The sequence below is a fragment of the Fenollaria sp. C0166D3 genome (assembly GCF_056590255.1).
Window position 1 is genome coordinate 113,881 of sequence record NZ_JBWPVU010000004.1, and the last position, 26,237, is coordinate 140,117.

At 35.5% G+C, this 26,237-nt stretch carries 26 protein-coding genes and 1 pseudogene; 7 read left to right on the plus strand and 20 right to left on the minus strand.

Annotation, left to right across the window (positions count from 1 at the left end):
- Nucleotides 1–4 precede the first annotated feature (4 nt).
- From AC1EJ0_RS04135 to AC1EJ0_RS04155, 5 genes are all read right to left on the minus strand, one after another.
- Nucleotides 5–406, minus strand: coding sequence for a GNAT family N-acetyltransferase (locus AC1EJ0_RS04135; RefSeq protein WP_480023312.1), 402 nt, complete (start codon nucleotides 404–406; stop codon nucleotides 5–7).
- The gene (locus AC1EJ0_RS04140; protein WP_480023311.1) at nucleotides 406–1,059 is read right to left on the minus strand and encodes an SIMPL domain-containing protein; all 654 of its coding nucleotides are present in this window, start codon (nucleotides 1,057–1,059) and stop codon (nucleotides 406–408) included. Before AC1EJ0_RS04140 ends, AC1EJ0_RS04135 begins: the two co-directional genes overlap by 1 nt.
- 238 nt (nucleotides 1,060–1,297) lie before the next feature.
- Nucleotides 1,298–2,407 carry an ABC transporter permease gene (locus tag AC1EJ0_RS04145; RefSeq protein ID WP_480023310.1) on the minus strand — a complete coding sequence of 370 codons (1,110 nt, stop codon included), beginning with the start codon at nucleotides 2,405–2,407 and terminating at the stop codon, nucleotides 1,298–1,300.
- Entirely contained in the window at nucleotides 2,394–3,437 is a 1,044-nt protein-coding gene (locus tag AC1EJ0_RS04150) for an ABC transporter permease (RefSeq protein WP_480023309.1), read from the minus strand. The genes AC1EJ0_RS04145 and AC1EJ0_RS04150 overlap by 14 nt, the downstream gene beginning before the upstream one ends.
- A 55-nt stretch (nucleotides 3,438–3,492) precedes the next feature.
- Nucleotides 3,493–4,431 (minus strand): ABC transporter ATP-binding protein, encoded by a 939-nt coding sequence (locus AC1EJ0_RS04155; RefSeq protein WP_480023308.1) that lies wholly within the window; start codon nucleotides 4,429–4,431, stop codon nucleotides 3,493–3,495.
- 201 nt (nucleotides 4,432–4,632) lie between these two features.
- Between AC1EJ0_RS04155 and AC1EJ0_RS04160 the strand changes: the two genes are divergently transcribed.
- Nucleotides 4,633–5,319, plus strand: a complete 687-nt coding sequence (locus AC1EJ0_RS04160; protein WP_480023307.1) for a phosphoribosylaminoimidazolesuccinocarboxamide synthase — start codon at nucleotides 4,633–4,635, stop codon at nucleotides 5,317–5,319.
- A gap of 56 nt (nucleotides 5,320–5,375) precedes the next feature.
- Here the strand turns inward: AC1EJ0_RS04160 and AC1EJ0_RS04165 are convergent, their stop codons facing one another.
- The 8 genes and pseudogenes from AC1EJ0_RS04165 to AC1EJ0_RS04200 all read right to left on the minus strand — a co-directional run bounded on the left by AC1EJ0_RS04165 (nucleotide 5,376) and on the right by AC1EJ0_RS04200 (nucleotide 14,384).
- On the minus strand, nucleotides 5,376–6,722 hold the full coding sequence (locus tag AC1EJ0_RS04165) for a hypothetical protein (RefSeq protein WP_480023306.1): 1,347 nt from the start codon (nucleotides 6,720–6,722) through the stop codon (nucleotides 5,376–5,378).
- On the minus strand, nucleotides 6,719–9,229 hold the full coding sequence (locus AC1EJ0_RS04170; protein WP_480023305.1) for a DNA cytosine methyltransferase: 2,511 nt from the start codon (nucleotides 9,227–9,229) through the stop codon (nucleotides 6,719–6,721). The genes AC1EJ0_RS04165 and AC1EJ0_RS04170 overlap by 4 nt, the downstream gene beginning before the upstream one ends.
- Nucleotides 9,219–9,440, minus strand: a complete 222-nt coding sequence (locus AC1EJ0_RS04175; protein ID WP_480023304.1) for a helix-turn-helix domain-containing protein — start codon at nucleotides 9,438–9,440, stop codon at nucleotides 9,219–9,221. Before AC1EJ0_RS04175 ends, AC1EJ0_RS04170 begins: the two co-directional genes overlap by 11 nt.
- 222 nt (nucleotides 9,441–9,662) lie before the next feature.
- The gene (locus tag AC1EJ0_RS04180; protein WP_480023303.1) at nucleotides 9,663–11,591 is read right to left on the minus strand and encodes an AAA family ATPase; all 1,929 of its coding nucleotides are present in this window, start codon (nucleotides 11,589–11,591) and stop codon (nucleotides 9,663–9,665) included.
- Between the two features lie 166 nt (nucleotides 11,592–11,757).
- Nucleotides 11,758–12,159, minus strand: a pseudogene (locus AC1EJ0_RS04185) (IS30 family transposase); the annotation flags it as partial.
- Entirely contained in the window at nucleotides 12,143–12,316 is a 174-nt protein-coding gene (locus AC1EJ0_RS04190; protein WP_480023302.1) for a hypothetical protein, read from the minus strand. The gene AC1EJ0_RS04190 and the pseudogene AC1EJ0_RS04185, both read right to left, overlap by 17 nt.
- A 105-nt stretch (nucleotides 12,317–12,421) precedes the next feature.
- A complete protein-coding gene (locus AC1EJ0_RS04195; RefSeq protein WP_480023301.1) occupies nucleotides 12,422–13,789 on the minus strand; it encodes an S-layer homology domain-containing protein in 1,368 nt (455 codons plus the stop codon).
- A 61-nt stretch (nucleotides 13,790–13,850) separates the two neighbouring features.
- A complete protein-coding gene (locus AC1EJ0_RS04200) occupies nucleotides 13,851–14,384 on the minus strand; it encodes a cysteine hydrolase family protein (protein ID WP_480023300.1) in 534 nt (177 codons plus the stop codon).
- Nucleotides 14,385–14,504: 120 nt separating this feature from the next.
- On the opposite strand from AC1EJ0_RS04200, the gene AC1EJ0_RS04205 reads away from it, so the two are divergent.
- The 6 genes from AC1EJ0_RS04205 (at nucleotide 14,505) to AC1EJ0_RS04230 (ending at nucleotide 19,089) form a co-directional block, all read left to right on the plus strand.
- Nucleotides 14,505–15,476 (plus strand): RnfABCDGE type electron transport complex subunit D, encoded by a 972-nt coding sequence (locus AC1EJ0_RS04205; protein ID WP_480023299.1) that lies wholly within the window; start codon nucleotides 14,505–14,507, stop codon nucleotides 15,474–15,476.
- The gene (locus tag AC1EJ0_RS04210) at nucleotides 15,469–16,077 is read left to right on the plus strand and encodes an RnfABCDGE type electron transport complex subunit G (RefSeq protein ID WP_480023298.1); all 609 of its coding nucleotides are present in this window, start codon (nucleotides 15,469–15,471) and stop codon (nucleotides 16,075–16,077) included. Before AC1EJ0_RS04205 ends, AC1EJ0_RS04210 begins: the two co-directional genes overlap by 8 nt.
- A 2-nt stretch (nucleotides 16,078–16,079) precedes the next feature.
- Nucleotides 16,080–16,688 (plus strand): NADH:ubiquinone reductase (Na(+)-transporting) subunit D, encoded by a 609-nt coding sequence (locus AC1EJ0_RS04215; protein WP_480023297.1) that lies wholly within the window; start codon nucleotides 16,080–16,082, stop codon nucleotides 16,686–16,688.
- On the plus strand, nucleotides 16,688–17,272 hold the full coding sequence (locus tag AC1EJ0_RS04220) for an NADH:ubiquinone reductase (Na(+)-transporting) subunit E (RefSeq protein ID WP_058259538.1): 585 nt from the start codon (nucleotides 16,688–16,690) through the stop codon (nucleotides 17,270–17,272). The genes AC1EJ0_RS04215 and AC1EJ0_RS04220 overlap by 1 nt, the downstream gene beginning before the upstream one ends.
- Nucleotides 17,273–17,281: 9 nt before the next feature.
- Nucleotides 17,282–18,397: a 2Fe-2S iron-sulfur cluster-binding protein gene (locus AC1EJ0_RS04225; protein WP_480023296.1), complete on the plus strand. Its 1,116-nt coding sequence runs from the start codon at nucleotides 17,282–17,284 to the stop codon at nucleotides 18,395–18,397.
- 101 nt (nucleotides 18,398–18,498) lie between these two features.
- Entirely contained in the window at nucleotides 18,499–19,089 is a 591-nt protein-coding gene (locus tag AC1EJ0_RS04230) for a PepSY domain-containing protein (protein WP_480023295.1), read from the plus strand.
- 101 nt (nucleotides 19,090–19,190) lie between these two features.
- Here the strand turns inward: AC1EJ0_RS04230 and AC1EJ0_RS04235 are convergent, their stop codons facing one another.
- The 7 genes from AC1EJ0_RS04235 to AC1EJ0_RS04265 all read right to left on the minus strand — a co-directional run bounded on the left by AC1EJ0_RS04235 (nucleotide 19,191) and on the right by AC1EJ0_RS04265 (nucleotide 26,207).
- On the minus strand, nucleotides 19,191–19,586 hold the full coding sequence (locus tag AC1EJ0_RS04235) for an HIRAN domain-containing protein (protein ID WP_480023294.1): 396 nt from the start codon (nucleotides 19,584–19,586) through the stop codon (nucleotides 19,191–19,193).
- A gap of 26 nt (nucleotides 19,587–19,612) precedes the next feature.
- Nucleotides 19,613–21,019, minus strand: coding sequence for an ATP-binding protein (locus tag AC1EJ0_RS04240; protein ID WP_480023293.1), 1,407 nt, complete (start codon nucleotides 21,017–21,019; stop codon nucleotides 19,613–19,615).
- A 27-nt stretch (nucleotides 21,020–21,046) separates the two neighbouring features.
- Nucleotides 21,047–21,865 carry a hypothetical protein gene (locus AC1EJ0_RS04245; protein WP_480023292.1) on the minus strand — a complete coding sequence of 273 codons (819 nt, stop codon included), beginning with the start codon at nucleotides 21,863–21,865 and terminating at the stop codon, nucleotides 21,047–21,049.
- A 91-nt stretch (nucleotides 21,866–21,956) separates the two neighbouring features.
- The gene (locus AC1EJ0_RS04250) at nucleotides 21,957–22,418 is read right to left on the minus strand and encodes a hypothetical protein (RefSeq protein ID WP_480023291.1); all 462 of its coding nucleotides are present in this window, start codon (nucleotides 22,416–22,418) and stop codon (nucleotides 21,957–21,959) included.
- 15 nt (nucleotides 22,419–22,433) lie between these two features.
- Entirely contained in the window at nucleotides 22,434–23,102 is a 669-nt protein-coding gene (locus tag AC1EJ0_RS04255; protein ID WP_480023290.1) for a 4'-phosphopantetheinyl transferase family protein, read from the minus strand.
- Complete coding sequence (locus AC1EJ0_RS04260; RefSeq protein ID WP_480023289.1) at nucleotides 23,071–24,819, minus strand: polysaccharide deacetylase family protein; 1,749 nt, start codon at nucleotides 24,817–24,819, stop codon at nucleotides 23,071–23,073. The genes AC1EJ0_RS04255 and AC1EJ0_RS04260 overlap by 32 nt, the downstream gene beginning before the upstream one ends.
- An 8-nt stretch (nucleotides 24,820–24,827) precedes the next feature.
- Nucleotides 24,828–26,207 (minus strand): MBOAT family O-acyltransferase, encoded by a 1,380-nt coding sequence (locus tag AC1EJ0_RS04265; RefSeq protein WP_480023288.1) that lies wholly within the window; start codon nucleotides 26,205–26,207, stop codon nucleotides 24,828–24,830.
- Nucleotides 26,208–26,237 lie beyond the last annotated feature (30 nt).

Genomic DNA, 26,237 nt, shown 5'->3' on the forward strand with positions numbered 1-26,237 from the left:
TCACCTATTTAAAAAAGCTCACTACGCCCGCTTCACTTATCTCTTTCATGCCGATGGCCTTGTAAAAAGCATTGGCTACTTCATCTTCACCATCGGTATTAACTTGTATCCATCGAACACTTTTATACTTTTCAAAAACTTCCTTCATAAGCTTTTTAGCTAAGCCCTTGCGTCTATAATCCTTCTTAACAATAAGGTCTTGCACTAAGACTACGTGTTCAGCGTCTCCTACGCATCTTACAAAGCCTAGGAGCTCATCTCCATCCATATATCCAAGCGTTAATAAAGAATTTTTTATCGCCCTACTAAGCTTTTCGTCATCAGCTAAATAAGCGCTCCATCCCGATTCTTCGTAAAGAGCCTTTATTTGTGATAAATAGCTTTCGTCTATTTCTACTAGCTTCACTAGTCTATCTCCCAAACTACTGTTACAGTGTCATTGACATCGATGTCATCAGCATCTATGTCAATATCTAATGATTTCAATGGCGCAGCACAGATTTGGCTATCCATTAAACTTAGCGGCTCAGAATATATCTCAATCTCGCCCCAAGAGTAATTAATGTCTACAACGCTTTTTAGCTTAACACCTGCAGCCTCGCTAAGGATTTGCGCCTTTTCCTTTGCATCCTTGATAGCCTCTCTAAGTAAATCATTTTTCGACTTTTCAATATCTTTAACAGTGTAGCTTATATCAAATCTCACATCAAGTGGCGACGCACTCACTTCATATAAAAGCTTGCCTAAAATCTTGTTGTCATTATCAATCTTGATCTTTGAGTTATGAGTGTACTTGTAGCCAATAAACTTTTCATGTCTATGGTTATTGTCGTCGTACCAAGTATCATAATCTGGACTTACGTCTAAGTTAGTAGTCTTTAGAAGCTCGCTATCGATGCCAGCCTTTGCTATAAGAGCCTTTAAGTCCTTAGTTGCCTTGCTTGCCATGGCAATGGTCTCTGCATAATCAGTGTAGACTGCACTTGATTTGAAGCTTACGACAATGGTATCCGGCTTTAATGATAATCTTCCTTTTCCTGTTACTCTTAAAGTTCCCATTTATTTATCTCCTCCATTATAATATATGTATGCTAATATAATTATACCACAAAATAATAGCGCCCACTTGATAATAGTTAAGTGAGCGCTAAAATATTTTTATTTAATGCAATTTTTAAATTTCACGAATAAAATGTGATGATTGAGCGACGTGGACCGACGAGGCAAGCGGAATGTACAAATGTACCTGAGCATTGCCGAGGAAGGAACGAGCTCAAGGGCACATTTTAACGTGAAATTAATTAATATTGTCATTTGTTTTTGGTTTCGCCACAACTGTCACAACTATAAACAAGGCTGCAAATCCAAGCATAATAAGTAAATTCGTTTTTATTGCGTCAAAACTTGGATTTGAGGCTAAAACGTCATTATTCTGTATATAGTAGTAGCTCGGGAATATCTTTCCTATCTTTAAAGCTGTTTCGCCTAAAAACTCTTGCGGAACAAAGGCGCCGCATAAGAAGGACGAGCCGAGTGAAACTACATTCGTTACTCCTCCAACGGCGTTGTCGTTCTTAACTAGGCTTGATATCATCAGCGCCATCGGCACTATAGCAGTAGTAAATACAAGTGAGTTTAGCATCATAAGATTTACGTGTAATTTTGAAAAATCATACTTATACAAAATCACATACAAAAGCATATACAAAAACCACACGATTAGCGCATTTGCGATGTGCCCAAGCGTTAGATATAGATTCATCTTTTTACTTGGCACAGGCGAGGCCAAATTTCTCATCGCAATCTTCTTTCTCTTGTAAACTTTGACAATGATTGAGACGATGAGTATAATTTGCGAAAGAAGTAGATAGTTTAGGAAGTTAAAGAAAAATCTCGCGTCTTCGTCAGTTTTAACAGCACTTCCACCTTTGATGGCTATATCAAAGTTCTTTTCTAAGTCCTCGTCACTATACTTAATCGCATCACTTAGATCAAAGCCGGCCTTCTCGTAGGCAGCCACTTGGCTTAAGTAGATATTGACCTTCTCTTTAACATTCATCGCGTAGATATCGTTAGGCGCCGACCTATATAAAACTTCCCTCGCTTCGTCAAAGTCCTCAGGTATCTCAAGCATAGCACTTATCGATCCATAGAACAATTTATCCTCGACCAAGGACTCATCCATGTCCACGATCTTGTCATTTTTAGCTAAGTATGTGCCGAGCGCCTTCGAAAGCTCCGTCCCTGCCTTGTCGTTTAAGTATATATCAACCCCGACACTCTTGTAAGCCTCTTTGTTCTCACTTTTTGTTGAAAATACAAGTAAAGCCGCAAATATAACTGTATATAGAATTATGGCTGTCCTGTGCGCCCATACTATTTTGAAATAATTTTTAAAGACTTTCATATTCTTTACCCCTCATGAAACATAGCGATACTATAATGAAAATGGCTGTAACGATGCCTAAGTAAATCATATTTTGCATAAACCTATCCATCGAATCGTAGTAGTATAGTGAGCAGACCGCATCAGTCACGATGGCAACAGGATTGATCTTGTTGATGATAGGTGCCTTCTCAGCTACAATCACCTTCATATCGCTCTTCATCATGCCTGCCAAAAACGACATCGTCATGGTGATGGCGATACCCAGACCTATCTTAGTGTCGATCGTTGCCTTATTTGATACGCCTAGCAAAATGCCAAAAGCAACGCCCGTTAGTGACGATAGCGCCGACAAAGCTACAAGCGGAAGAGCTCTGTCACCAAATTCTATTCCTAAACCATTTTTTAGGTAAAATATGAAAAATAAAGTTATCGCAAAATTAATAATCCAGCTCGCAAGCACTGCGGCTCCAAGGCTTACACTCTTTTTAACAGGCGATATCGCATTCCTTTTAGCGTTAACCGAAAGATTTGCTTCGTATTGGTAAATTACATACATTCCCCACATGTAGCCGTATATAGTCGTCATACCAAGAAGCGTGTAGAAAAACGCATTGACTGGATCCATATTTTTTCTAGAAAGATCTTTTATATGATTATCCACATCCAAAATTTTGCTCAAATCAGCACGTGGATCCTTTTGCATGATCCTAGACACCATCGAAGCCTTTTGTGAATACACATTCATGATCGTCTCAACTATAGTCTCAGATATGCCAGAGCGCTTAGTATAAATCTTGTCCATCGACTCGACATAGGCCTTGATACTATCGTCCTCATCCAAGATGTCTTCACTCTTTGCACGAGTCACTTTGAAGTAACCTTCGTCCTCCATTTCCTTCATAAAACTACTAAAGTTCTCATCCTCCATAAGGCTCTCGTTCACCGCCACGCCTATGGTCTTGAACTTCCAGTTATCACTAATGCCGCCAAAGGCAAGCTTGAAGAATATCCCTAGAACTATAGGGAATATCAAAGCCCAAAATAGCATTGCCCTCTGCCTTAAAAGGTATCTAAATGTATTTTTAAATGAGTGCAAAAACATCTTAATCCCTCAAATCTTTGCCAGTTAGTTCCAAGAAAACGTCGTTAAGGCTTGGCTTTTCAACATTTAGAGAGCTGTAGCGAATCTTGTTCTCATCAAGAAGCTTGATTAAGTTCATTAAGTAGCCATCGCCATGATCAAAGCTTAATTTGACAGAGCCGTCCTTGTTCTCATAGCTAAGTAAGTGCTCAAGCGCCTTGATCTTTGTAATGACATCATCATTTAGATTTTTCGAAGTAAAAGATATTTTTTCATTCATAGTAATCATGTCCTTAAGCTCTTCAGAAGTGCCCTTTGCAATGACCTTACCCTTGTCAATGATGACTATATCGTCACAAAGAAAGTCAACCTCGTCCATGTAGTGCGATGTGTAAATGATAGTCGAGCCCTCATCGTTAAGCTTTTTGATCCCTTCCAAAATACTGTTTCTTGATTGAGGGTCAACAGCCACAGTCGGCTCGTCAAGAATGATAATCTCAGGTCTGTGAGCAATGCCGCAAGCAATATTAAGCCTTCTAAGTAGACCGCCAGAAAGCTTTTTCGGTTTAAATTTAACAAAATCATTTAAGCTAACAAGGTCCAGAGCCCTCTCTACAAGCTCCTTCCTCTTAGCCTTATCACTTATATATAGACCGCAGAAGTAGTCGATGTTCTCGTAAACACTTAGCTCGTCATAAACGCCAACGTCTTGAAAAACAACACCAATCCTTCTTTTAATGTCATAAGCATCAGGCGACATAGGCTCACCAAATATCTTCACAGTGCCCGCATCCTTCTTAAGAAGAGATAAAATGCAGTTTATAGTCGTCGACTTACCACTACCATTGGGCCCAAGTAGACCCAAGATCTCGCCCTTCTTCACGTCCAAATCCAAATTGTCAACAGCAGTGAGCTCCTTGTACTTCTTTACAAGACCCCTTACCTCTATAACAGTATCCATAATTACCTCCTTACAAGTGTTCACTATAATTATATCACTAAAACCATTAACATAGAGTAAAATATTTGTAAAATACATGTAAATTCATACAAAATACAAAATATACGAAGTGGCAAAACCATAAACATGGTGAAAATGGATGCAATAGCTTTACATTTAAAAATAAATGGAGTATAATAAACATAGATTGGGGGAATAGTTTTGAAAAAGTTATACCAAGGAAAAACAAAAGACGTTTACGAACTAAACGACAAAGAAGTATTATTAAAATTTAAAGACGACGTAACAGGCAAAGACGGCGTGTTCGACCCAGGCCAAAACCAAGTCGGCCTAACAATGGAAGGCGCAGGACACAGCGCATGCCTACTAACAAAGTTCTTCTATGAAAAATTAAACGCAAAAGGACTAAATACACACTTCGTTTCAGCAGATCCAGAGAAAAACGAAGCAGTAGTTAGAAAAGCAAAAGTTTTCGGTAACGGCGTAGAAGTCATCGTGAGATACAGAGCAGTTGGCTCCTTCATTAGACGCTACGGACAATACGCAGAAAGCGGCATGAAACTACCAGCCTACGTTGAAATCACACTAAAAGACGACGACAGAAATGACCCACTAATTACAAAAGACGCACTAGAAATGCTAGGCATCATGACAGGAGCTGAATACGACGAACTAGTAGGTCTTGCTAAGAACATCGGTGAATTCGTAAAAGATGAGCTTGCAAAGAAAGACCTAGAGCTATACGACATAAAATTCGAGTTCGGCATGGTCGATGGTAAAGTCGCTTTGATAGATGAAATATCAGGCGGCAATATGCGTGCATATAAAGGAGACGAGTACGTAGAACCACTTAAATTGGAAAAGATATTATTGGAAGACGTTAAATAGATAAGAGATAAATGGATAAGGAAAAGGCTATCGGGTGATAGCCTTTTTTGTGTGGGTTATTTGTTTTTTGTCAAATAATCATCATTTTCATCTGCAGCCCAGCTTAAATTATCAAGCTTTTCTGAATAAGTTGTATTTAAATCAAGTTTATTTTTCTTAATTAAATTATAATACTTGTTATCATTAACGTTATCACTAAAATAATAATCTATTTTATCTATTATACTTGCAAAATCTAAGTAATTTATATATTTAAAATCATCTGTTTTAAAACCTGTATTGAGAACATATTTATAATCTTCAAAATCATAGAATTTATCTTCATTTTCTGAAGTTAAATCAATATATATACTAGTTGCTTTTGCCAATAAACAAATATATTGAAAATCCCTATCTATATATTGAGTATTATTGTTAGGGTGAGCCATTGAGTAGTGTTGATTTGGTGTTAGCATTATTAAATTTTCAACATAATCAGCAATGCTAGGATATTCTGATTGCATAAAAATATGATGAGCTTGTGAAGCTTTAACTATTTCAGTATCTTGTATAACTTCTGATAGTCCGCTATTATAACGGTAATTATAATTTCGTAAAGCTTTTTTAGCCTTATTAACAGTATAGTTAGCCATGGCTTTTGCTTGCAATTGTTTAATTGTTGGTTCATGTTCAGCTCTTGTTATAGATTTATCTTTACCACTAAGTTCATCTCTCCAATTTGATCTATTATATTGTAAATCACTTAAAATAATAGTATTCTTTGAAATTCTGCCTTGTTCCGTCCCTTGCTTTTTTAACTTAAATGCCAATGGATTTAAAACTTTTGTAAATATTCTACCACATTCAGTTTCCCCGTTTATTTTAGTATGCTTAATTGTAAAATCAATAAAATTATCTCTTAAAGTTTTATATGATTCTTTACTTTGCTCTTCAAAAAATGTTTCAAATGAATCTAATAAATCACTATCACTCAAAACTTTAACAATATATTCGTAAAGAAAATTTAGAGCATTCATAGGTCTTAACGCTATTTTTTCTAATATTTCTCTATTATTTATAGAATAGTAGTATCTATTCTTTTCCTTTCTCACATTGAGCACCTTACTATATCCTAATAACTTAATAGGCTGACCAAAATATTTGTCATATTCATTACTAGCTTTTAATTCAGGATCTGGTTTTGAAAATATTGTTATTACATTTTCTCTAGCGTAATCGCTATGCCAAATATCAGAAACAGTAAACTCTTTTACATCTTTTTCGTCAACATATTCTATGATGCAGTCAGCAATTATAGATACGACATCATAAGTGCATTTCTGATCAATCCATCTAGCATCTCCTGATTTTCGTACATCATAATCATATTTGTTTAAAAATGTTTTTAGTTTATTTTCATTCATTTTATTTTTCTCCCAAACCAAAATACACTAGTCTTATCTATATTTAATGACCTTGTTTGCTTATTTCTTGCTATTTTGTAAAACTCTCTAAACTCTTCTGTTGAAAAATAATTTCGCTGTTCTTCCGTTAGTATAACATTTCCCTTTGGTATTAAAATAGCAATAGAACCATTTACTACATAACCTTTTTCTTTTTTCATTACTCTTGGCTTATAGGTCATATTAGGAGTCATATAAACAGATACGTTATCCATAAATTTTTTTACAGCTAAATTTTCTAAGTCTTTTAAACTTATGTATGCATCATAACCCTCTATATTTATTATTTTGCAGCCATCATCACTTATATTTCGAGATTTTAAAACTCTTACATAATCAGTTAGTTTATTTTTGTTCGCAATTTTAGAATTTTTATTAGTAATTTGTCTGTCTCTAAATACATCAAATATATCAAATTCCATTTTTGCTAAAACATTGTCAAAAAATTCATTTCTATATATAACCCAATAAGGAAGCTTTGGATCAGATATATAATCAATATTCTGGCTTAATGTAATACTATCAGTAATTGATTTTACAATAGTTTTTAGTCTTCTTTTTTGTGTATCTATCATTAAATTGATTGTTTCGATTAGAACACCTTTAAATCCCAATTCTCCAAAATCGTGTATATAATCTACGGTATAGTTCCTCAGCAAATCTCTTGTGTCCCTAAATTCTGGAGTATTCAATATATTTTTAGGTAATATTAGTGATACATAATTTGCAATGCTAATCGCTTTTTCTAAGAAAAACTCAGCTAAATTTTTTGAATATTTATTAGTATTGTTTTCTAAATATTTTTTCAGAGTTTCTCCACTTATTTTTGTGAACGGCGGATTGCCAATTAACAAGTCAATTTTTTTACCTTTAAAATCATATTCAAGAAAGTCTTCACATATATAAGTAAGTTCAAAATTTGCAGGTGGATTGTTTAAAGATTTTAATATTTTTAAAATATCTTCATCTATATCTACTAATATTAAATTTACTTTTTTCTTATTCTCATATTTTTTGTATAACAAATTTAAAAAATTACCGGCACCAACTGATGGCTCAACTATTGTAATTTCATCTTCTTGAAAATCTGGCAAATCTTCAATTATGTGTTCCACTATAAATCTGTTAGTATAAAAGGCTGAATGAGATTGTCTTTTTGTATTAGACATCTCAATAATTCTTAAAATTGTTGATTCAGAATATATTTCTTTAACATCCTTTACAAATTTTGTTAAATTATTAATATCGTCAAGTTTTCTTTCTTCTATTATCAGCTTTATTTGAGTATCTTTAAGTGTTTTTTTTGACATAGCATTTTTTATATTTTTTGCTATCTCTGAAAAAATAGCTGTAGGCACAGCCTCACCAATACTTTGGCGAACATTCATTTCTAATCTTTTGGATATATCTTTTTTTTCTTCAATACTTAACTCGTTTAATTCTTTAAGAGTCTCTTTAGTCCATTTGAATTCATTTGGTATTGTCATCATTCTCATAAGCTCACGTATTGAAAACACTCTGTCATCAATAGGATGGACTGTATTTTGACTAGCTAGCTGATCGTTTCTAGTGTGTACGCAAGGAGCCACTTTATCAAATTCTTGTCTAGTATATTTGTCCGCATTTTTAGCCTTATTATACACAATCTTTCCATCTATTATTCTATGTGGAATCAATTCAGGTTTTTTATTATTAAACGCACTTTCACCTTGTTCAAGACAAGATATCCAATCTCTCATTCTTGTAGGGTATTCCCTAAAGCTATGAAAGAAATCATTTTTATCATATTCGCCCCAGCTTAAGCTTTTCATATCTCCTATTACTTCATATAATGATTTCTCTTTTCTATATTTAGGGAATAATTCTAAAGGTACTACCAAGTCAGATAATTCTTTTCTTACGCCAATTACCAAAATCCTAGTTCTTGATGAATTTGATCCGTAATTTTTAAAATTAAGAATTTTTTTAGAAATTAAATATTGTTCAGATAATTTTGTCTCTATCATTTCACCTATTGGCATTATATCGCCATCATTTAAAGTGCACCCAGTTTTCCAAAAAGACGCCACATTCTCAAACACAAAAAATCTTGGGCTAATATCTTTTATTATTTCAACACTTTCTACAATTAAACTATTTCTTTGTAAATCATTATTATTTTTTTTGTGATTAGCAACGCTCATTCCTTGACAAGGCGGAGTTGCAATAATTACATCTACTTTATCATTTCCAAGTTTTTTCCAACGTTTAATTTCATCATATATCTTTTCTTTAGTCTCTACTTTCGTTATATCACCATCAATATATCCTGAATCAAATTTACATTTAGCATTTAACTTTTGAATTTCTAATCGTCTTTCAATTATTTCATTAGTTGCGATGCACTCGAAACCTTCTTGCTTAAATCCATAACAGCCAACACCAGCAGATGAAAACAAAGAAATATAAGTAAGTTTATCATTTAGCATTTAAATTTACCTCGCTTTTATATTCAATAATATCTTCAATATTGCACTGAAAATATTCACATATCTTAGCTAAAGTATCTAGGCTTACATTTTCATCCCTGCCCATTTTAGCTATAGTCTTTGGTGTTGTTGATATAGCTAATTGTAAATCAGTTTTCTTCATGTTTTTATCTATTAATAGCTTCCATAATTTATTATAAGAAAATCCCATATTAATTCTCCTGTTCTATATAATTACTTCCCAAATATATATTTTTACTATATTATTATATCGGTTAAACTTAGATTTGTCAACTGACAGTTGACTTATATGATTTAACAAATCTTAATTTTCAAATATAAGTAACAATATCTATAGCGATATCATATAATTAAATTCTTTTTCTGGTGATGTTCAATAAAAAAGAGCCGCCATGCGACCCTAGTTTGTTGTTTATTCAGTTATCTGCGCAGTTGAATCTTGACTTAAACCCATCATCTTAAATAATCCCGAAAAATATTTATCCAACAATTCTTTTCTTAAAGCTTCATTGTGTTGTAGCCTGCCAATAGCATGAATTTCGTAGTCGTTATAATGTATCTCTTTACCGACTATTTTTAATATATCTTTAAAATGACATATTTTTAACGCCTCTTTGTAATTCTTTGTAGAAATAATTTCTTCTAATTTCTCACTATATTCTTTTTTTACCTTTTCTATATCTAACCTCCGTATTCTAGAACTAACATAATCTATTATCTTTTCAGTGTCTTCACACTCATCCTCGGCAACTCTTTCGGCTTCGAAAAACTCATCAACTTTTGTTTTTATTTTTTTATTAATTATTTCTTTTTTTCTATTCTCCATAGTCTTAAAAAACTTATCCTTGAAGTTTTCTTTTTTTATATTATATTCATCGGATAATTCTTCAATCAAAAGATTGACTATCTCTTCTGAAATCAAAAGCATCTCAATCTCATTAAAATATAGTACAAATATATTATTATTTTTATATTCTTCTATTTTTGGGAGACTATGCTGATCTCTGTCTATTATTCCGTAAGCAGTATTTATCTTATTTTCAATTTTGTTATAAAGTTTTGTGTATTTTTCAACTTCTATATGACCTCCAACCGGTACTATTGATGCTTTTCCATCGAAAAGAATAGAATAAACTTTATTGTCGAGACTGCCTTTAGTCCCTTCACAAAATATTATTGGTACCTGGGAACCCAGTATCTCCGTTAGAAGTTCTCTTGGCAATCCAAAAAGATCTTCATCTATTTGTTTAATTTCCCAATTTTTTTCTCCATCAAATGACCTGAGCCAATAAAGATCATTATTAAATCTTGTTGAAATAAAATCTACATTGTGGGAAATATAAATAAATATACAATCTCTCCTAATATTTTCAAGCAAATTCCATAATTTTTTATAAATTGAAGGATTCAAAAATGTCTCCGGCTCATCAATTATTATATAACTGTTTTCTTCTGCATTTAGAACACTTAATATATATAAAATAACGACTTTTTCACCGTCGCTCATATCATTAATATTATATAATTTACCATGTTTAGAAGGCATTATTATCCTATTATTCGTATCTTCTTCCCATGATATTTCAGGATATATTTCACTCCATAATTTAATGAATTTTTTATAATTAGTATTTTCAACAATATTATTCTTTTCTTCACATGAATTTATTTTTTCTTTATTGTTAAGGGCTTCAATATACTCATTTATAGTTAATGAAATTAATGCGCCAAAAATAATAGTTAAGTTATTAAACCTATCGTTATATCCATTGTTATATTGATCATCAAAAATTCCTTTTTCATTATAATTCATTTTTTGAATACCCAAAATTTTTTCTCGATTCATAAATGGTATGTCTTTGTCTTTTTTATTGTAGTATAAAATTTTTTGAGCAGGAATCACTACAATATTATCTGATAGAGAGTTTTTCATATATGCAGAAAAAGCTGATTTCCCTGAGCCATTTGCACCTAATAATACCAGATTTTTTTTGCCTAATATTTTTAAATATCTAATTCTATCTTTCTCTTCTTCTATATTTTTAAATAGCTCCTCAATTTCTTTAATCAAATTATCTTTTTCATAGCCTACTCTAAAAGAAAAACTTTGAATCAGATCATTAGCTGTTGATGTTAGAGATTCTATTGAATCATTAATCATATTGGCTAAAACTTTATTCTCTTCTAACTTACCATCTTGTGTTATCTCTGTTTCCAGTTCGTGTAAATCAGTCATAACATTGTTTTCTAAAATATCTGTATTTAAATTTTCTACACCTTTTACCTTCTCCCTAAGTTCTTCTAACTTACTTCTTAGATTTTTTATATTAGTAATATTCATAATTCCTCCATATTTAAACTATATTTCTTTTTGTTTATATTATTATTATATCATACTTGCAAAAGTTTTAAAAAATATAGCTATAAATTGCAACAATAACTTAGCCACCCAGACATCATACAAACAAAATGTATAGTATAGCTTAAAAGTATTTATTTTTATTAAACTAGATACTTTTAAGCTGTTTTATTTCCTTTATGAACTCTTCTTTTGCAGTTTTGTAATTAAAGATTTTTCTTGATAAATTATTCATCCACTCGTTTATTCTGTATATTTTTTCTTTTGATACTTCTTCTAGTGATGTACCTTTTTGTATAAATCTTCTTATTAATTTATGTTGGCACTCACTGGTTCCTCTTTCCCATGATGTATATGGATGACAAAAATATATATCTACATATTCTGCTAATTCTGATAAGCTTGAAAATTCTGAACCATTATCTGATGTTATACTTTTAAAGATTTCTTTGTTTAACTGCGTTTTATCTTTTAAGAACTTAAGTCCAATGTCTACTGCATCGGGTGTTTTTCCATTTATTTTTATTAGTTTTTCATATCTTGTTTTTCTTTATGTCTTCATCTGATAATAATAACTTTAATAAATCTTCGTTCATAGTCATTATATCTGAATAAACTTTTGCTTTTAATAGCTCTCCATCATCTGTAACGTAATTGCTATTTGATTTAAGCAAATTAGCAACTTTGTCTAAAATATTTTCCTTCATATATATTACCTCCCATCATTCCTACTCTAATTATATCACATAATACTCTTTTTAACTTATAAAAATAGATGCCAAGTACTTTTATCTCTTGACATCTATCCTATCCTATTTATCTTTTATCCTTAGCAGTGTCGCTATTGCCTGCTCTTTTGTGTAATGGCTCTTCGGTGAAAATCTTCTTTCGCTTACCCCTTGCATGATTCCTGCTGTATAAACTTTTTTAACGTCATCTATTGCCCAAGTGGAGATGCTTTGGCTATCTGCAAAGCTAATATCGCCTGATGCTAAATTCATCCCAAGCTTTTCGCTTAGCTTTGACAAGATCACTGCGGCTTCTTCTCTTTTTATTTTGCCATTTGGATTGAATTTATTATTGCCAAGGCCATGTACTATGCCTTCGTAAGCTAATTTTTCAACGGCTAGCAAAACGTTATCGTCAAATTTAACTCTGCCTGTAATTTCTTTTTTTGTCATGCTCTCATATAGGTTTACGGCGATGCTGCAAAACTCGCCTCTCGTTATATCGTCACGATAATTATTTTGAAGTATTGCAGGAACTAGTCTTTCGTCTATGGCTTTCGTAATCTCTTTTTCTGCCCATGCTGATGGCTTTTGCCAATCTTTAATCTTTTCACTCTTGTTTAAATCGATGCTATATTTTTTATTATTTTTATATGCATCAAATTTACCTTTGCCAAGATATTCTACTCTATTATATTCAAATGCTACAAGTACATTTCCGCTTCTATCGATCACGCCGCTTTTTGCATTGTTTGTAGTTGCCTGAGAGCCAGCGTACCATTCATTTGCCTTGCTTTTAACGATGGCGTAGTCGTCTTCAAAAACTATTCCCGATGGCCAAACTTCATCTATAATAAAGTCTAGGACCATATTTTGCTTATGGTCAAGTAAAGCTAGTTTAGGAACAAGGGTTTCTTTAATTGCCTCACTTTTTTCGTTTAATACATTTTGCTCGTTTTTTGCATTTACTTTTAAATATCTAGAAAGGGTAATGTATCCAGCCCCATCTACTCCGCTTACCATGCCATCGAAATGTGTAGGCGTTAAATTTCCACTCATATCGGAAATATAATACTTTTGATCTGTATCGGACTTATCTTTTTCTGTCAATAATAATTTATTCTCTGGTAAAAAGTATATGTCTTTATACTTAAATGGTATTGTGACGCTTCTTTCTTGTGTGTCTATCACGCCGACAAAGCCACTTGCACCATCATTTGAAATGTAAACGATGACGTAGTTATCTTTTGTTTTGTCAAAGGATATATTGTGTGAATTGTATTCAAAGTGGTAGCCAAGAACTGGTTTAGGCGCTTTTTCAAGCTCTGATACAATCGCATCTATTTCCTTTTGATTTAGACTTATATCGCTAGATGCGTATGTGCCTTTGCTAAAAGCTATTGTTAAAAATATTAATAAGACTATTTTAAATAAATATTTTTTTATTTTCATTGTCATTTACCCCTAATACCAACTATTTTTAATTATTTGAGTATCATTCTTTACTATAATTTCATTCTTCGCTTACGCCATTGAAGTATTCATCTGTATATAATACTTCTACTTCTCCTGACCAATTAAGAATAGATCCAATAAAATCATTAATATCTAGTCCTGGCATTTCATATATTTCCTCATCTCCAAAAGTTCCACAGGCATCCTCTAAAAATACAGTTTCGTAACCTCTATCAGAGGATAAGATGCTACTAAACAAGCAGCAATATTCTGTGTTAAAACCACAGATATATACCTTTGATACTTTGTTTTCACTTAATATTTCATGAAGATTTGTATTATGAAATGGATTACATGATGATTTTGGTATAAGATAATCAGCAGCTTCTCTAAATTCATCTAGCAATTCTACATCGCTAGAACCTTTATAAAACGGACTGTCGCTGTCGTCTGAAAAATGTTGTGTCAAGACTACGATATCGCCTTTACTCTTAAAATCATTTATTAACAAGCTAATATTCTTTAAAGTGTTTGAGAAATCTTTTTTCTTTAAAATCCCTTTTTGTACATCTAATACAATTAATGCGTTCATAATTGATATGACCTCCTTTTATTATTTATATTATATCACATATCCCCTCTCCCTTGTTTATTTTTCTATTATAGTATATAATTTATATATAACAAATTTATCTATAAAGGAGTGAGCGCATTGAAAGAGTTTTACAAGAAGTACTTTATGAAGCAAAAGATGATGCATCCTGTGATTTACTCCATGATCCCTATCGCCTTAGTGGCAACGTATTTCTACGGTCTAAGGGTTTTGGCTCTCTTAATCACAAACGTGCTCGTCGCTCTATTCGTTGAGTACTTATCGAACAAGAAGATTTTTAAGCTCGAAAAGGTTTCTGAGGCGGCTTTCGTTACTGCCTGTCTCTACACTATGACGCTGCCTGCATCGATCCCGTTTTGGATCTCGGCTGTGGGCATGGCTTTTGGAATTTTCTTTGGGAAAATGGTTTTTGGCGGCTTCGGCAAGAATATTTTCAATCCTGCTTTGGTTGGCCGTGTATTTATCTATGTTAATTTCCCTAAGTTCATGACTATTTACTGGAATGAGGCTGCAAATGGCCTACCTGGTGGCTTTGGAACTTTCTTAACTAGGGGTCTTGACTCTCTATCTGAGGCGACACCTATGACGATGTTTAAGCTTGACGGCACTCTCGAAGGGGTTCAAGCGATGCTTTTAGGTAATATCCCTGGTGTTATCGGAGAAACTTCTAAGGTCTTAATCATCATCGCGGCTATATACCTAATTGTAAAGAAGGTGGCTAGCTGGGAGATCATGGCTGGAAGCACTTTGGGCTTCGTTGCTCTAAGTTTAATTCTTCGTGCTATGGGCGTGACTACTGTGCCTGACCCAATCAGCGGCATCTTGATGGGCGGTTTCTTATTTGGTACTGTCTTTATGGCGACTGACCCGATATCTGCTGCTAAGACTACTCTTGGCAAATGGATTTATGGCGTCATCATCGGCGTTGTGACTGTTATCATCAGGGGCTTTGCTCTATTCGCTGGCGGGGTTATGTTTGCGATTTTGATTGGCAACACTTTTGCTCCTATCATCGACTACGCCATCAATGCGGCGAAGGCTAGGAAGAAGGAGGCGCGTGCGAATGGCTAAGAAAAAGAAATCTATTGTTTATCCTGTAGTTTTTATGTTCGCTCTAGCACTGCTATTGACCCTTGCTCTAGCTTTTCTAAATGAGGTAACTGCTCCTGTAGTTGAGTTTAATCAAGACATTGAGCTTAAGAAGAAGATCTTGAATGTATTTGACATCTTGCCTTCGGACGCTGATGCGACTACTATTGACAAGGTTTTCAAGGACAATGTAGTGAGTGAAGACTACGACGGAAAGAATTTATATATTTATAAAAGTGGTGAGGAGGCTCTTGCATATGCGGTTCCTATAAACGGACCGGGTCTATGGGGCTCGATTAGTGGCTACATCGGTGTTACAAATGATTTGACTAAGACGACTGGTCTTGAGTTTATCAAGCAAGATGAAACTCCTGGTCTTGGCGGACGTATCACTGAGGACGCTTACAAGAATCAGTTCCGCGGCCTTGACATAAGTAATTACACTGATAAAAACATCGTTATCAACAGACCCGCAAGTGGCGGCAACATTGATGCGATAAGCGGTGCGACTCAAACATCGACTTTCGTTGTGAATATGATCAACGAGGACCTAGACGAATTTATTAAGAAGGGGGTTAAGTAACTATGTCTAATAAATACACTAAACTACTTAAGAACGGCGTGCTTGATGACAATCCGGTTTTGGTTCAAGTCATCGGTATCTGCTCGACTCTAGCTGTTACTAACCTATGTATGAACTCGCTCGTTATGGGTCTTGCTCTTGCCTTTGTAACTGGCTGTTCATCGTTTTTGATCAGTCTACTAAGAAAGGTAACGCCAAAGCACATACGTATGATGGTTCAAGTCTTTATCATCTCGTTCTTTGTTATCATCGTTGATATATTCTTAAAGGCTTATATGCCTGAGATGAGCAAAACTTTAGGACCATATGTCGGCTTAATCATAACTAACTGTATAATTATGGGACGCGCTGAAGCTTTTGCCATAAGTAACGATCCTATCTCAAGTTTTGTAGATGGCGTTGCGTCTGGACTTGGCTACACTTGTGTACTTGTCGCTATCGCCATAATCAGAGAGCTGATGGGCTTTGGAAGCATCTTTGGCTTTAGGGTAATGCCTGAGGGCTTCGTGCCTTGGACTATGATGGTTATGCCACCTGCGGCATTCTTCATACTGCCAATACTTATGTGGATCGCCAACAATCGTTTAAAAAAGAAAGGAGATGCTAAGTAATGAGTATACATCCTTTAGTAATATTTTTCGCATCGATTTTTACATCGAACATGATATTCTCAAACTTCCTAGGCATGTGCTCCTTCATTGCTGTCAGCAAGAAGATAGAGACTGCAACGGGTCTAGGCATCGCGGTAACATTCGTGCTAACGATAACAACGGTTATCAACTACTTTTTATACAAGCTCGTGGTGATGTTTAACATAGAATATCTAAGATATATAATATTTATCATATCCATAGCGGCCTTCGTTCAAGTTTTGGAAATGATTTTGGAAAAGTACGTGCCAAACCTTTATTACGCTTTGGGAATATTTCTTCCACTAATCACTGTTAACTGCGCCATCTTAGGTGTAAGCTTATTCATGGTTATCAGAGAATACAATTTCCTACAAACTGTTGGCTTTGCTATAGGCAGTGGTCTTGGCTGGATGCTTGCCATCGTGTCAATGGCTGGAATTAGATCGAAGATCAAGGAAAATTCTATACCTGAAGGTCTTAGAGGCTTCCCTATCACACTGATTATCACTGGGATTATGGCGATGGCCTTCATCGGATTCTCAGGCATAGTGCAAATATCGTAGGTGACGGCTATGGGACAAATAATTATTACTACTTTAGTCGTAGCTGGTCTATGCGGGATATTTGCTCTACTATTATCAATAGCGGATAAATACATCGCGGACTATGGCCAAGTGAAACTAACTATTAACAACGAAAAAGAATATACTGTTGATGGCGGCGAGAGCCTTTTATCAACACTAAGAAATCAAAAGGTCTTTATACCATCGGCTTGCGGCGGCAAGGGCTCATGCGGCTACTGCAAGGTTAAGGTTTTAAGCGGCGCGGGCCCCGTGCTTGCGACTGAAAAACCGCAACTAAGTGAAGAAGAGCTTAAGACTAATGTGAGACTATCTTGTCAAATCAAGGTCAAGAATGATATTTCTATAGAGATACCTGAAGAGCTATTCAACGTTAAAGAGTACGAAACTACTTTGGTTGAAAAGCTTCCACTTACTGATAGAATCACGAAATTTAGATTTGAACTGCCTGAGGGCGAGACTATCAGCTTCAAGCCGGGTCAATACGTTCAGTTAAAGGCTGAGGCGTATCCAAAGGGCGATGACTATGAAGGATCTGACGAAGAAGTGTTCAGAGCCTACTCCATCGCCTCGAGTATCAACGATACAAAGCACATCGAGCTTCTTATCGGCTTTACTAAGGGTATATGTACTACCTACTGCCACAAGATTTTGAAGGAAGGCGACAAGGTCACTATCAACGGACCTTACGGCGACTTCTATTATCATGATGATGATAGCGAGATAATTCTAGGAGCGGCAGGAACTGGTTTTGCTCCGATACGCTCGATACTAAATCACATGAAGGACCACGACATCAAGAGAAAGGCGAGATTTTACTTCGGTGCTAGAACGCCTGACGACTTATTTTTACTTGATGAGCTAAAGGACTTCGAAGAGACTTTGTATGACTTCAAATTTATACCAGTCCTATCAAGAACAACGCCTGAAATGAATTGGGAGGGCGAAACAGGACATGCGGATGACGCAATCAGAAAGTATTGCACTGAAACTGGCAAGAACAGCTCCGCCTACTTATGCGGCTCGCCTAGGATGATAGAGTCATTAACGGCAGCACTTAAGGAAGTGGGCGTGCCTGAAGACAAAATTTACTATGACAATTTTTAGATAAGAACAAAATAATGACAAAGCCCCGATGCACTTAGCATTGGGGCTTGTTTGTATCTCATCAACTTTGGGTATAAGTATTATCGAGAGAGGATGATTATATGAAGAAATTTAATTTAGTACTAGTACTAGTTTTAGTGCTTTCACTTGCACTTGTGGGCTGCCAAGGACCTAGTGCTCCGGCTAATGAAAATGCTAATGGCACTACAATGATTGAAACAAATCCAGATGAGGTCACTAACACGCCAGCTGCTGACAGCACAGCGACTGTGAAGCTATCAGCTGAAGACGCTGTGAAGATCTTCAGTGATAAATATGCAAATGTAAATATTGATGAAATTAGCTTTGAATTAGACAATGGCGTTTACGCATACGAAATCAATGGCTTTGACGATGCTAATGAATATGAGCTTGAAGTAAATGCAGCTGACGGAAGCATAATCAAGGAAAAGAGCGAAAAAGATAATACAGCTGACAAAAAAGCCCTTGATCTTACTTTGATCAAGAACATTGACGAACTTGTGGCTACTTCTCTAAAGGACGCTGGAGACGGATATCACCTAGACTCATTTAGTATTGAGCATGAAGCTGGTATCAATAAACTTGATATTGAAGTAGAAGATTCAAATGGCAAAGACATCGAGTACGAATACAATTTAGAAACAAAAGAATTGATTAAAAAAGATTTATAGTAAATAAGAAATCCCCGGTACGAATTTGTATCGGGGATTATTTTTTTGCTTATTTGTTAGTATTATTTTGATAAACCCATCGATTTCGAGGGGTTATATTTTTAATCCTTTAAATAAATATCCATCTCTATTCTAAGCCATTCGTCAACCGTCTCTTTGTCCTTGATTCTTGCGTAGAGCTCCTTGCCTGCGTCCATAAGCCTTGAAAATACTGCGTTATCGCCTCTTGGTACATAGCCAACTTTTTCTTTTTTAAGCGTTTCCACGCGTATGGCTTTATTGTCATGAGGATTATCTTCTCTAAAAAATAATAATTTATCGTCAATATTTAAATGCTTTTCTATCTCGAAAATATTGTCAACATGCGTTGTTCCTGCAACATGCGTGGTAAATAGATAAATTTCACGCTCAAATGGCTTTGGAACGACAAGACCACCAGTGCCATGTAAAACACCTAAAAGGCCGCCGCCATCATCTTTTTTAACTAAATCACTCATCTTTCTCCTCCAATAGTTTTGCTATATTACTTTCTGACTTTCCAATATCCATTTTTAGAGCTTCCTATATATTCTATAGCACTATCATCACTTAACTTTTTTAAATCTCTTTTAACAGTACTAAGAGATACAGATAATAACTTTGATAACTCACTTGCAGTAATACTTGGCCTATGCGTCATACAGTCAAGAATTTTAACTCTTCTATCGTGAGCTGTTAATTTTTGACCCTCATTTTGAGTGTCATTTTCGGTGTCATTTTGAGTGTCAATTTGAGTGTCATAGTTCATATTTTTCATAAGTACAAAAAATGAACTCTCTGTAGACTTAAATTCAGGCATTAAATCAGCTCTATAATTTTCTTCTGCCTCGTATGCTTCAATGATTTTTCTAAGTCCCGAACCTCTTCTTTCCATCAAATTCATTCTTGCGAATAAATCAGCTATTATAGGATTTCTCCTTCTTGAGTAAACTTCATATGGGTTTATATCCTGAACAAAAGTGCCATCAAACATACCACCCGGAGAATATATTTCTAATCTATCATCATATATATCTACATGTACTTCACTCCCTATCACAGAATAATCTCTATGAATCAGCGCATTTACTAAGGCCTCTTGTACAGCTCTCTCAGGATATTCTGGATATTCAACTCTATACATTGCTCCTTTTTTCCACATTTTTTTAGTATTTCTTTTTATAAAATCCATGGAAGCTTTTAAAAGGTATATGATGTTGCCCTCAAACTCTTGATCATCTAGCGCATCCATTAATCCATTTGCCTTATTTAATCCGTTCCATCTCGTACAAAATACTCTCGACTGATAAACTTGATAGCCGTCAGCAAATAAAGCTCCTGCTATGCTTAATTTGCCTTCGTCATTTACAAGACCAAATGATTTTAAATCTTTCTCTTGAAGTTCTTTTCCTGTTCTTTCTTTATACTCTATAGAAAGTTCTTTAAAAGTTACTTCTTTTAGACTTTTCTTTGATTCTAAAGAATCATAAGTTATATGCTCTCCTTTTAAAGATAAATTAAATAAATCTAATCTAGTGGCAGTTACACTTTGATTTCCGATTCTCTTATATGCAGTTCTTGAGCCAGAATCAACAACAAAGTATGGAGTGTTTTTTCCTTGAAAAACTGTTAATATTAAAATAACTTTTCCACTAAAATCTAATAACTCTATATCAATTTCAGGTACGGGGTCCATTTTTGTCTTTATTAATTCACTTATACTCTCAGAATCCTCTTTGTATTTTTTTAAACCAAGTATAGTATTATCTTCTTTGACACCAAAAATAAGCTTTCCACCTAAACCATTAGCAAAAGCTGATACAGACTTCAACCAAGATTTTGCTTTATTTACTTCTAACTTTTCTTTTTTATCGTATAAATTTGTTTCTCCTAAATATTCTTTTAGTTCCAAAATTTACCTCCAAAGATATTTCTTGAATCACTCATCTTTTTCCTCCAGTAGTTTTGCTATAGCCTCTTCTAAATCCATTATTGCATTTTCATAATCTTTTATCGATTCACTAAGCTCATCCTGCTTTTTCTTCATAAGCTCCTCATCATCAAGGTAGGCCTTAAGTGTATATGGGAAGCGGCTCATAATCTCATCCATGTTCTTTTTAATATTTTCAACAAGCTTTTCAAGACGAGCCTTCTCCTCAGCCATATCCAAGACAGTTTTTAGCTTAGTATCATCATCTTTTTTCTCTTCATCAGCGCCAGAAACTACATAGATAAGCTTCATGCTAGCGACGTCACCAGCTTTATACGCTTCGACCGCTCTTACAAATAGCTCTTTCTCAGCCTCAGTTACTTCTGGATTAAGGTCTGGGTGCAACTTTTTAACTACTTTTCTATACATATCCTTAAAGTCTTCGCTCTCGCCCTCGGACAAAAATTCACCCTCGCTTCTCTTGATTGACTCGTTTACTTCCTTAAGCTTTTCTTCAAGGTCTTTCTTGTACTCTTCAAACTCTTTATCAAGAATCTCATCTATCTCTATAACGCTGACTTTTTCCTCTCTATAGACCTTTGCTTGAATGAGCTCCTTCTTTCTCTTGAGCCTTTGGTACTTAAGGCTTAATTCGTACAGTTTGTATTCAAGATAGCCAGCCTCAATCATATACCTCATCTTGATATTGGGACAAGTCGTGTATATTAAATTGTCGCGCTCCTCAACAAGCCCTACAAGCTCCTCTCTAAGCGCCTTTATATCGTCCTTTAGTTCAATTTTACCCTTGAACTCCATAATATCCGCCATAGTCCACCTCTTTAACTAATTATATCACTATAAATTACAATTTTCAAGGCAAAGAAAAGCTCTCTACTTAATAAGTAAAGAGCGAATTTATTTATTCAATACTATTTAGTCCATCATAAAGCTCATTGAAGGACTTAATCTTACTCATCCTTCCGTATGAAAGCTCTTTGTTCTCGCCAAACTCGTATAAAAAGCACTTTGCGAGCTCTTCTACTGTCACTTCAAGTGTCGTGAAAAACTCTTGATAAGCAAAGTTTTGCGCCTTGCTCCCTTCGTCGAACATATTTATAATCATCGATTCACAAACTTGGTCGAGTGGATACATCTTTATGTGCATTAGCTCGTGGACTATGGTCTCTTCGATGTTCTCGTCCTTTGGATTTACTGCGTTTAGCATTAGCACCGCCTTTTTGTCTGTGGGGTCAATCTTGAAATCGCCCGTCTTCTTCCAGTCGGGATCTTCGACAAATTCAAGCCTTATGTCCCACTCAGGCACTATGCGTAGCTTTTTTGTGTATTTATCAAATAATTCTTTTACTTTTTCTCTGTCCATAATTTTACCTCTTTTCTATTTAATAACTATGCTAATGGTATAGCCGCCATCCTTAATCGTTTCTGCTTTGATCACTTTGCCATCGTCAATCACAATGCCATCATTAACTTTCCTTACGCTAATGGTCCTCGCGTCTTTATGAAAGCCTTTGCCAATGTATTTTAGATAGGCTTCAAGGGCTGTGAAGCGCATAAGAAATTCTTCCTTATTATTATAAGCGTCCTCATCGAAGTTTAAAAATTTTGTTCTTTTAAACTTTTCTAAATCAATATCGCGCTGATTGTCTTCTATATCAATACCTATCGCTTCACTTGCGACTGCCACGAGTGAAATGTCTCTAGTATGTGAGATGCTAAAGTCTTTGTCCCAGCCTTCTATATATGGCTTGCCATAGCTATTTAGCTTCCATATAGGATTCTCTCCGCCATTATCTCGCAAAAAAAGTATATTTACTAGGCCTCTTGTCTTTATGAAGCGAAGTTTGTCTTCTACGCTGCTGATCTCATCTAGTTTTGCCTTGTTTGCTAAATCTATATACTTTAGAAAATCACTTTCATTTTGCAAGGCCATTGGCAATTTGAAAATTACTCTCTCAGCTAAATTTACTTCGCTTAAATCTTTTGGCGAAGTGACTTCCATTATCATGGGTATTTTACTCATATTCACTGATATCGGTCTTTTCATCTATATTGATTCTCTTAAGCTTTTTAAGCGTTTCAGGAAGGCCCTTTACGATGTAATTTTTGCCTGGCTTAACGCCTAAAGTAACCTTGTAGCCTTCTTCTTCAGCGATTAGCTCGCTTAAGCCGTCTAGGTCGCCTTCTGGATAAGCAAAGACAAGTGGCTCGCCATCTGCAAAGTCCTTGTAAAGTGCCTTGAACTTGGCGGAGTCCTCTTTAAAGGCTTTGACGTAAGTCTCTTCGCTCTCGCCCGCAAGTCTCTTGGCAGTCTTTCTGAATGTATATTTCTCATCGGGATATGCTTGGTGCATCCAGTATGTGTGTGAGCCAAACTCAATCACGCCAGCCATCTCCTTGGCTTCGGCCGCGCTAAAGTGCTCGTAGATATCCTTATCTGTATCCGGATACTTATTTAGTCCCATCGTCTTGCCAACTGGGAATATTGTCGCCTTTGCGCCATATTTCTTTAATAATGGAAAGGCTTCGGTGTAGTTTGATCTATAGCCATCGTCAAAGGTTAAAACGCAAAACTTTTGAGGTAGATCCGCATCGCCATTAACATAGTCGTATATATCTTTAAAGGAAACTGTCTTAATATTATTTTCTTTTAAATATTTTAAAACGCTCTCAAACTTTTCTTTTGTGATGATGTAAGCGTTTTTCGGGTCTTCGTCTATGTGATGGAGCTCGAAGATGTAAAACTCTCTCGCATCGGGCTTTGCCTTTGTATATAGAGGCGCCTCGGCCTTGTCTACGTAGCGACCAAAGTCCTTGCGCGCGCCGTAAATGGTCTCGAGCATCATCTTGCCAAGGGCGTTTCTGAAGTGAGCTGGGTCGTAGAAGAATCTCGGATCGTTCTCGTACTCAGTTCCTGTGAAGTCCCAGAAAGGGCTGATCTCAGCAAGTCCCTTGTAGTAGCTCTCGACCTCGGCCTTATCGTACCTAGATGTCTCGTCCTTATACATTGGGCATAAAAGCATGGTTAGCTCTACGCCAGCATCGTCGCAGGCCTTTTTCATGCGGCGAATTGCTTCAAGCGCATCATTTGCATGAGCCATCTCAAGCTTAGTATAGTCCTTATTAAAGCCTTTTTCTGCCTTGTAATCGTCCTCGCTGCCGATGTACTCGATGTCCCTTTGGCTCTTGTCGTAAGAGCCGTCAAGGCTGAAGACGTCGAAGCTCTCTTGAACGAGCGACCTCTTTCCCATTGCCCTAAACTTTTCAATCGCATTTCTCGGATTGGCAAAGAGGTATCTCGCATAAAACAAAATTTTGCTCTCCCCCGAAACATCCGGATTCATGTAGTAGTTTAGTGAAGTCCTCTCGCCGTTGTACCTAAGCGCTGATGGTATCGAAAGTGGCAGTATCACTGACTCCACCTCATAATTTTTCAAAATATAATCCAAATTCTTCTCAACAACATAAAGGTCCGCGCCATAAGAGAAGAGGTTAAAATACTTTTTGCCAGTGTATTTCTCAAGCTCCTCTGTGGGAATGGATGAGGCGCCACTTGCGCCCAAGATGAAGTTTTTATAATCTTTTCCCTTGATGTACTCGATCTTGGCTGTCCTTGGGTTTTGTGTAAAATCATAAGTATACCACTTAGTAAATCTATCGCCAAAGACGTTGAATGGGTCAGCCACTACATTTAAAATGGCTATGATAATGGCAATAATTAAGATGCACGCAAAAAATATTCTGATGAATTTTTTCTCTTTCATATAATCACCTAATAATTTCTATAGATAAAGTCTACCTTTGTAAAGCCACTTGCAAATACGCCGAAGTATGCGACGAAAGCCATAAATATAAGTAGTCCTGTGAATAAATATATTGGCTTAAGCTTAAGAATTTTTTCTTTCACGTCAATTTCTTTCTCTTCAGCGAGTGAAACGATGAAGACAAGGATAAGCGAGATAAGTATAACGGCGTAATCAAGCTTACTTAGACCAGTCGCTGCGTATCTTAAGCCCCTATCGACAAGGGTCTTCTTCATCATGTGAAGGGCTGTTCTTAGGCCAGCTGATCTTGTAAAGTACCTGCCTATAAAGACTATGAGTAGCGTTGAACATATTTTTAAGACTCTATAAGTAAGTGATGTATCTTTTAAGCCGATTTTTTCTCTGAAGGCTTTATTTCTATCTTCAAAGATAAGGCCCAAACTGATTATAGTACCGTTATATAGACCGAAGGCCAAAAAGTTTAGACCAGCGCCATGCCATATACCTATGATGAAGTAAACAACAAAGCTTGCTATACTTAGTGTTAGGTACTTACCAAACTTGCGGCCGAAATGCTTTCTCGACCATTTATTTATAAATACAAAGGCCTTTGACAAGGATAGACTGTAGAAAACGTAGTCCTTCATCCACGAGCCAAGGCTTGTGTGCCAGCGTCTCCAAAAGTCTGCAAGGCTTGTCGCGAAGAATGGCCTTTTGAAGTTTCGGTCAAGCTTCACGCCAAAAAGGTACGCTGCGCCTCTTGCGACGTCGATGCCACCTGAGAAGTCACAGTAAATTTGAATTGAATAAAATATAATTGCAATAAAAACGAAGATGCCCGAATATAAATCTGGCTCAGTAAAAACTTTGTTCACAAAAACCGCTGCCCTGTCGGCAATGACAAGCTTCTTAAAGAAGCCATAAAGTATGAGCATAAGGCCATATGAAATGTCTGTGGCACTACTATCATCATAATAAAGGCCATCCGAAATATCATCGTAGCGCGAAATAGGTCCTTGCATCATTTGCGGGAAGAATGAAACGAAGAGCGAGTACTTGAAGATGTTCTTTTGCGCTTCGTACTTGCCCCTATAAACGTCAATCATGTAGCCAGTCGCCATGAAGATGTAGAATGAAATGCCAAGCGGAATGAAGTTTTCAAATATATTGACTTTTGTAAACTTAACTAGACTTAGCATGCCAAAGTTTAAGATGAGTGCAAGAGCCAAAACGAGCTTATTCTTATGCTTTTCTAAATAAATGGCAGAAAAATAAGTGCTTAAAATTACAAAGATTAAATAGACGAAGGCCTTTACACTAAAGCTTGCATAATAAGCTAAAGAGATGAGTAAAAGCGCCTGCCACTTGTACTTAGCAATCTTAAACACAATAAAGGAACATAGTAAAAATACTATGAA